The sequence below is a fragment of the Psychrobacter sp. UBA3480 genome (genome assembly GCF_002377945.1).
In the GTDB taxonomy this organism is placed as follows: domain Bacteria; phylum Pseudomonadota; class Gammaproteobacteria; order Pseudomonadales; family Moraxellaceae; genus Psychrobacter.
In genome coordinates, this window is the sequence record NZ_DFQV01000028.1 from 1 (window position 1) to 7,397 (window position 7,397).

6 protein-coding genes are annotated in these 7,397 nt (G+C 39.4%); 4 read left to right on the forward strand and 2 right to left on the reverse strand.

The features are described 5' to 3' along the window. The first annotated feature begins 1,237 nt into the window (after positions 1-1,237). The 4 genes from B2863_RS11485 (at position 1,238) to B2863_RS11500 (ending at position 4,440) form a co-directional block, all read left to right on the forward strand. Positions 1,238-1,537 (forward strand): hypothetical protein, encoded by a 300-nt coding sequence (locus B2863_RS11485; RefSeq protein WP_296210688.1) that lies wholly within the window; start codon positions 1,238-1,240, stop codon positions 1,535-1,537. Positions 1,538-1,605: 68 nt separating this feature from the next. After that, positions 1,606-2,487, forward strand: a complete 882-nt coding sequence (locus tag B2863_RS11490) for an ArdC-like ssDNA-binding domain-containing protein (protein WP_296210691.1) — start codon at positions 1,606-1,608, stop codon at positions 2,485-2,487. A gap of 307 nt (positions 2,488-2,794) precedes the next feature. Then, positions 2,795-3,757: a hypothetical protein gene (locus B2863_RS11495; RefSeq protein ID WP_296210694.1), complete on the forward strand. Its 963-nt coding sequence runs from the start codon at positions 2,795-2,797 to the stop codon at positions 3,755-3,757. A gap of 56 nt (positions 3,758-3,813) precedes the next feature. Then, complete coding sequence (locus B2863_RS11500) at positions 3,814-4,440, forward strand: hypothetical protein (RefSeq protein ID WP_296210697.1); 627 nt, start codon at positions 3,814-3,816, stop codon at positions 4,438-4,440. Between the two features lie 67 nt (positions 4,441-4,507). On the opposite strand, the gene B2863_RS11505 is transcribed toward B2863_RS11500, so the two are convergent. Beyond that, complete coding sequence (locus B2863_RS11505; protein ID WP_296210698.1) at positions 4,508-5,998, reverse strand: fused MFS/spermidine synthase; 1,491 nt, start codon at positions 5,996-5,998, stop codon at positions 4,508-4,510. A gap of 391 nt (positions 5,999-6,389) precedes the next feature. Further along, positions 6,390-7,397, reverse strand: a 1,008-nt coding sequence (locus B2863_RS11510) for a YadA-like family protein (protein ID WP_296210701.1), incomplete at its 5' end; no start/stop codon positions are given.

The window sequence follows — 7,397 nt, forward strand, 5'->3', positions numbered from 1 at the left end:
CGATTGTCTTCTGCTGATATATCTCCCTGTAGATAGTTTATTTATTTCGTAAGTGTATTAATTATCTTCTGCTGATATGTCTCTCTGTAGATGGTTTATTTGATTGTTGGCTCATTCGATTGTCTTCTGCTGATATATCTATCTGTAGATAGTTTATTTATTTCGTAAGTGTATTAATTATCTTCTGCTGATATATCTCTCTGTAGATGTTTTATTTGTTTCATAAGCATATTAATTGTCTTCTATTGATATACCTCTCTGTAAGTAGCTCATTTAAATATCGGATGGTTCTTTTGATCTAAATTCCAATTACCCAATAATAATATTTTATAATTTTCGAAGTATATACTTATTATATCTAACCATTCTAAGTAAAGTTATTCTATAGCTTGGCTTATCATTGCTTCGTTTCAGCATGCAAATGATCCAAATATTACATTCCTACTGCTAACACTTAAGCTATTAACGAACACTACCGCCCTGCCCTGTAATCAAATTTAATTTAACACCTGCATAATCTCATAAGAGAACCGCATCAAAGAAGCTTTAACATGCTTTAAATAGATAGTATTTATACTTTAATATACTTTAATATACTTTAAAAATAGTAAGAATACTCTTTGTTTTCTTTAATATGGTTTAATATACTTTAATTTGATTGAATGGCAGTGTAGCTTGGGTTCATCAAGATACGATACCAATAAACAGCTTTAGCTGTAAGCTACTATAAAGATTTTGCATTGAAGATTATTGTAATCTTGTTTTGTTATCATAGGATCATCTCAAAATTAATTATCTATGTGCGTTACTATTAAATAGTATTTATTATCCAGATAATATCAACTCACCACTGAATATTTTTTATAGGGATTTTATAGTTAGGATTAGTATATTGTTTATGGCTTAGAAGTTTCATATTTATAAAAATCGATAAGGATAAAACAAGGCTTAACCTTTATATCACTATGGATATTTTGGCTATACATATTTTATCGTATCAACTTAAGAGTATTAGGAATAAAAACGGGAATATATTACAAATTATATATAAATAAGTTAACGGGTGATTAAAGGGTTTTGATAGACATTGGATGAATGGGGTTATTTTATATTGATATTTTATTGTCAGTTATTTTTAAAATAAATAGCAATTAGTTATTGCTATAGTACGACTTATTGGGTATAATGAGTTATCGATTAGGCAATGAGCCAATCATCAAAATATTAGGTAAATAAAATGTTAAGTAATACAGATAAAATTGCAGATATGTGTGACGAGCTAATTAACATGGATAGTGTTAAGTTCTATGACGATAGCTTTCCAGGCACTGTTATTAAAGACGAATATGGTTTTTTCTCTTTCTCAGAGCGAGCTTCTTGGTTAGCTCAGCGACTACTAGATGCATCTATTGATCCAAGAGCAAAGACATGGTTAATTGTTGCTTCATCAGGAAACAATATTGTGAAGTATCATCTTGATATCAGAGATTTCTCTGTGATGATTCTAAAGCAGGAAACTCATAAAGTTGCAGCGTAAAGAACTAACCTAAATATTAATACGACTAGGCAGCAGGCCAGTCAAAATAAAATAAGGCAGGTGATCACATGCTAGCTACATCTCAATTGAATCACAAGTTACCCGACATCAGCTTGAAAAACTTAAACGCAATTACTATCGGTTCCAAAGTAAAAGCTACATATTCACCAGTAAATGCTATGACTGGCAAAACGTATAGTGGCGTAAATAGACTTATACTAGCTGATGCATTTGTTAGCGCTGGATATAGAAATAATATGTGGGCGACATACTGTCAAGCTCAAGAAATCGGCTTAAATGTCAGCAAGGGGCAAAAACCAGTTAAGATCATCTATTGGAAAGAAGATGATAATGGCGAGTCGAAGGCTGAATATGCAAGTTTATACAATATAGAGCAAATGGATGTTAGTTCAGGTCATCACGACGATATCACTAAGCTTGAAAGAATATCTGAATGTAGCGATGCTTTGAAGCTAATTGGCAGAGCTGACGTTACCATCAATCACACAAATTTAGGCTCATGCTATCAACGTAAAACCGATACAGTTTTTATTGCAAATAATAGTCAGTTCGACTGCACAGACGATTATCATGCTGACTGGGTTAAGCAGCTCATTCACAGCACTAAGCACTCGAAAAGATTAAACAGAAACTATGTCAAATATACTAAGTCCCTGCAAGAAGCAGTTGCATGTGAAGAACTGGTTGTTTTTATCGGGTTTAGATTCTTTTGTGATGCTGTTGGCTGCGAAATGCCGAATGATGTTAAGGGTAATATCTACAAGAATTGTTGGGAAGATATTTTGACCAATAACCCCAAGTTATTCATCAAAGCGTGCTCAGACGCTCAAAAAGCGACGGACTATATGATCGACGCATGGATTCACGGAAAGCCTCAGTTTGCATCAGAGGTAAGTTCAACACCTATTGGTGTAACATGTGCCCTATAGCCTTTATAACCCTTTACCAGCCGTCTATAAGACGGCTTTTCTACACCATATATATTTTAATTTGCTTTAATTAGATTTAATTTGCTTTAATAAAAAATATAGATACTTTAAAAATCTTTAATATTCGTTAACAACCTTTAAAAAGCTTTAATTTTGTAATACATTTATTTGGCAAATTTATAAAGCTACTACTAAATAAGCAAAACATATCACTTTTCCATCTTCTGAAAATTAAGACGTACATAGCTCTAAGATTCAACAATCTTGTGTTACTATTAATTATATAATTTAATGGAAAAGTATTGATATGACACCAACTCAGACAATGATGAAATTCGAAAGAAAACACTCTTTATCTACGAAGCTATACGAGCGTCTACAAGATATTTATACGAGTGGTTTGATTAAAGATGGATTATTCACAAGCAAAGCGCTTTTAGAGCGTGAGTACAAACTTATTGATGTTATGAATGATAGACAATCAGCAGATCGATCGCTTGCAATAAGCGGCCTATATTTGTTCGGCGTATGGCGCAACAATAAAAGCATTTTTAGGTTTGATGAGGATTTGGCAAAGCATGTTGTGAGCGCTAGAGTACCGCCCGATGCTGATGCTAAAGTCTTACAAGGGATACCTCATTGGGGTGTGTATATGGAGCTACCAAGAGCAGCTAAGCGCGCATTCATGAATGGTATGCCAGGTTGCTCAAGCCTTCAAATACTAGGCTTTTGGGCGATATACGACAAGCCAGCCACTAGCGGCGAGGAATGGGTACTTAGAATTTACCTTCATGTTGATGATAAGGGCAGTGCTGATGGAGACTTAATTGCACTTAAGCCGATCAATATTCCAATAACCACAGGGCTAACTATTAATAACTGCACGTCACTCGCACAAACAGATTCAGATTGCACATTAACCAAAACCATCACAAAAAATATCGAAGCGTTGGACACGATGTTATCGTTGCTGTTATGCCTATGTATTGAAGATCCAGATGTTACTGACGTGATAGGGTTGAGCCTAACACGCCAGCAACTATTCAAACCCAGATACAAGCATGTTAAGAGCCGTAAAACCTTTGAGGCTAGCATACAACCTCATTACTACGAGATAGGCTTAAAAGAAGGCAGTCAATGGCGGGAAACCGTAAGAAAGCTTGAAAATGACATCATGACAGGGCGGTCCGATATGGATAGATACGTGACTGATGGGCAGTGGCTTACAACATCGAGCGGTGTCGCATGGGAAAGTGGTAAAATCAGATAAACGACTAGCCATAAGTGCGCTACCGGCTCAAGATCAACTCTACTTAGGTAAGAGCTATGCAATTAGATAAAGATAATAACGGATTTATAGCGAAGATCTCTCCGTTAAAGAAAGGCGCTATTGTTGTTGGCGTAGTCTCTGCCGCTTCATTACTAACGTGGGGCATTACTCATAACAAAGAGGTTGTTGGGAATACCGTAGATACATCGGAGAACGAAGTAGGATTTAAGCCAGACAAAGAACGACGACTAAGCGTCCCTGGTTGGACCTACGAGGAAAAACTAGAGAGGAAAGGCGAGGGCAAGGTATTCATCGCTAGAACGGACTCTGTGACTAAGATTAGGCAGGGTTGGCCCTATGATAGCGAAACATACTTATCTATCATCCTGAGCGGTTACGAAGGCCGTGGCAGCGGTGTTGCGATCGAACTCAGTTCAGGTGAGTTTAATTGTCCATTAACAGAGTGTTTTATGTCATTTGGCTTTGATGGGCAGACACCTACTAAGTATCGACTGTTAGGTGCTAACTCTGGTGATGAAAGCATCAAATTCTTATCACTCCCTAGAGAATACTTTATCAATGAGATTAAGAAATCATCTAGTGTTGAGGTGACAACTGAGCTTGTGGGATACGGCAACGCCAACTTCAAGTTTGAGACTAACGGCTTAGCTTGGGTTTATTAGCGAGAGCGACACAAAAAAGGACAGCTTCTAGACATTATAGAGGCTGTCCTTTTTTTGTTGGTAGTACTCAAAGAATAGAACGGTACTGGTACTTATCAAGGGTTGGCAGATTATCGGTATGGAGTTCGGAGTTTTGATCCAAATAATCAACATCAGACAACCTAACGCTACCCACACACGCAAAATTGCATAGTATTAGGTTTTGGCGGGTGTGCTCTTCGTGGTTTCTTACAATATAAGCGCTATCTCCAAAGACACTAAGCCAGTTATTGAGTAAAGTTTGTGTGTATTTATGATTGAAATCGGGTGTAGCGATGATATTAGCCATTAGGTAGCGGGACTTTGAAGCCATAAGCGCCAAGGCCTCTGTGGTATATAAGTGGCCAACAACATACGGACCTCTAAACGCATCAACGAGCATAAAATCAAACTTATCACCTTTATATCGAGCTAAGTAACCTCTACCATCATCCCCAACAAAGGCAATATTACTAGGTAGTGGCATCTTTAAGAACCTCTCTTCTGAGATCTCTTTTAATGCAGTGTCAATATCAACGACCACCAGCTTAGCAGAGGGGTTCTTAGTTGCGTACTCGGCAGGAATGGCCATACCTGCACCGCCTAGAAAAACAAGCGTGTTGGCTGATACGCTAGTGGCAGACTCTATCGCTCTATCTCCATACCAAAAACAACTCTTCTTAGCTACATGGTCCCAGCAGCTGCTCAAGTGTCTTGGTGTATCAGAGATAGTAGTACTTGGGTGGCCTTCCCATTCAGAATCTTGAATAAACCAAGTTCCTGCAGGTGTCTGGATACCGGTATTTAAGGTATTTAGAACAACAAACAAGGATGTGATGATAACCGCAGTGGTTGTCACCATGTAATTAATTACAGTAGATGGCTTGTTATCGTCTAGCTTGAGCGCAGCAGATCCTGTCGCCTGGGCGGCTAGAGTAGTACACAGATACGCACTAACCGATAAACAGATGATGAATAACGCGAAACTATACATCAGCCCTATGTAGGGCAGCAATAAGATCGGGGTGACGGTTGAGCCTAGTACGCTACCTATGGTGGTTATGGCAACCATAGTACCTGCATTTTTCCCAGCATCCACTTTGCCATGAGCTTCATATTGTAAAGTTAAAAACTGTGTGATGAGTGGTATACACGTAGAGCCTAGCGTAAGTCCTACTCCGTATAACAAACCCACACATATTGCTGCAACGATAGCGTTATCTACGAATACTGTGAGCGCCGCCAGTAACGGTATTTGTAGAATACAGGCAATGGCATGACAAAAAGCGGAGAGTGACAAAACGCGGCCAGCTGTTATCAGTGCATGTCTTGGCGTAGTAACACCTGCAGAGAGCTTGCCGCCGTACCAGTAACCTGTCGCAATAGCAATTAACACCATAGCTAAAATCACACCAGTAATAGCGATAGACGATCCAATGTAAGTGGCGGATATCCTGATTGCGTAAATTTCAATACCTAAGCCTGCAAATCCTTCTAGCAGTGCTATAGCCAAACAGATAATAAGAACTTTTTTTGGCATGAGATGATTTCTTTTGATTGATTGATGTTAGCTGGCTGGCTATGAATAGGTTAGCAATTACCCGGCGCACCACCTGCATAGATATATCTCGTCATATTCCTTGAATAACAATTCATGTTATATGTTCTTATTTTTTATAGCAATATACGAAATTGTGTCTTTGGTTATATATAAAAAATAATTTGTTTTAGCATGAAGTAAGTAGGGTTTGACGAGTAGGGTGCGAGCAGGGAAGACTGGTAATCTGTCATAACAGCGGTGCCAGGAATATTGATAAGCCTAATGCAAATACAAGCCTGCTTGTTTAGAGGGCGTATCCCAGACAAACAAGCAGTAAAAAAGCCGCAATCAGTAGATGATCACGGCTTTTACTTATACAAAATGACTAATATTAATCAATCACACCTGAGATACCGATTTTGAATAGGTTCTCGCTTTGGGTGTTGGTAGAGAAACCACCAATCATTGATACTTTTCCATCAACAGAGGTGTGGCGTAATGTACCGCCAATTGCTGCTTCACCATTGAAGTGGCTCATACCCATGGCATAACTTACTTTACCAGGCACAAAAGGCGCTACTTCCATTGCAGCGTTTGATGCGATGCCTGCAGACAGTTTGTAGCCAAGCTCCTTCATGTCACCGCGTAACTCTCTGTAATCACCTTCGAGCGAATCAATGCGCGCATCAGTGGCGCTAAATGCATCACCGACATTGCTATAAACATTGCCACCGATACTGTAACTAGGGGCAAGCATAGTACCGGCCTCAGAGTCATACGAAGCACCTGCGCCAAGCATTTCTGCCGTCGCCGCTGCAAAGTTATCATTACGAATCGTCTGAGCGGTGATTTGCTGCTCTTGTTGAGCATGCATGGTATCAACATAGCTGGCGTCGGCTTTCGCCTTAATAGCGGCATCCTGAGCGGTATTAACACCATCCAAACGACTGACTTCTGTAGTCATGGTTTCGTTGGTGCTATCAATACGGCTGTTAATAGTGTCGTTATTGACGGTGATAGCAGCGTCTAAACGGCCAGTTTCAGTCGTAATACGCTCATTAGTCGCCACATTCTTAGCGTCAGCATCGGCTTTGTTTTGAGCAATAACCGTATCTTGACGAGCTTGATCAGTAGCCATTGCAGCATCTTGCGCTTGGTTGGTAGCATCTAAACGACCCACTTCTGTAGTCATGGTTTCGTTGGTGCTATCGACACGAGCATTAACCGCTTTGTCGTTGGCAGCAACCGTATTACTTAGCGCAGTATCACGCTCAATTGAAGACTGGTTGTTTGCAGCAATAACCGTATCTTGACGAGCCTGGTCAGTAGCAACTGCAGCATCTTGTGCTTGATTGGCGGCATCCAAACGACCCACTTCGGTAGTCATGGTTTCGTTGGT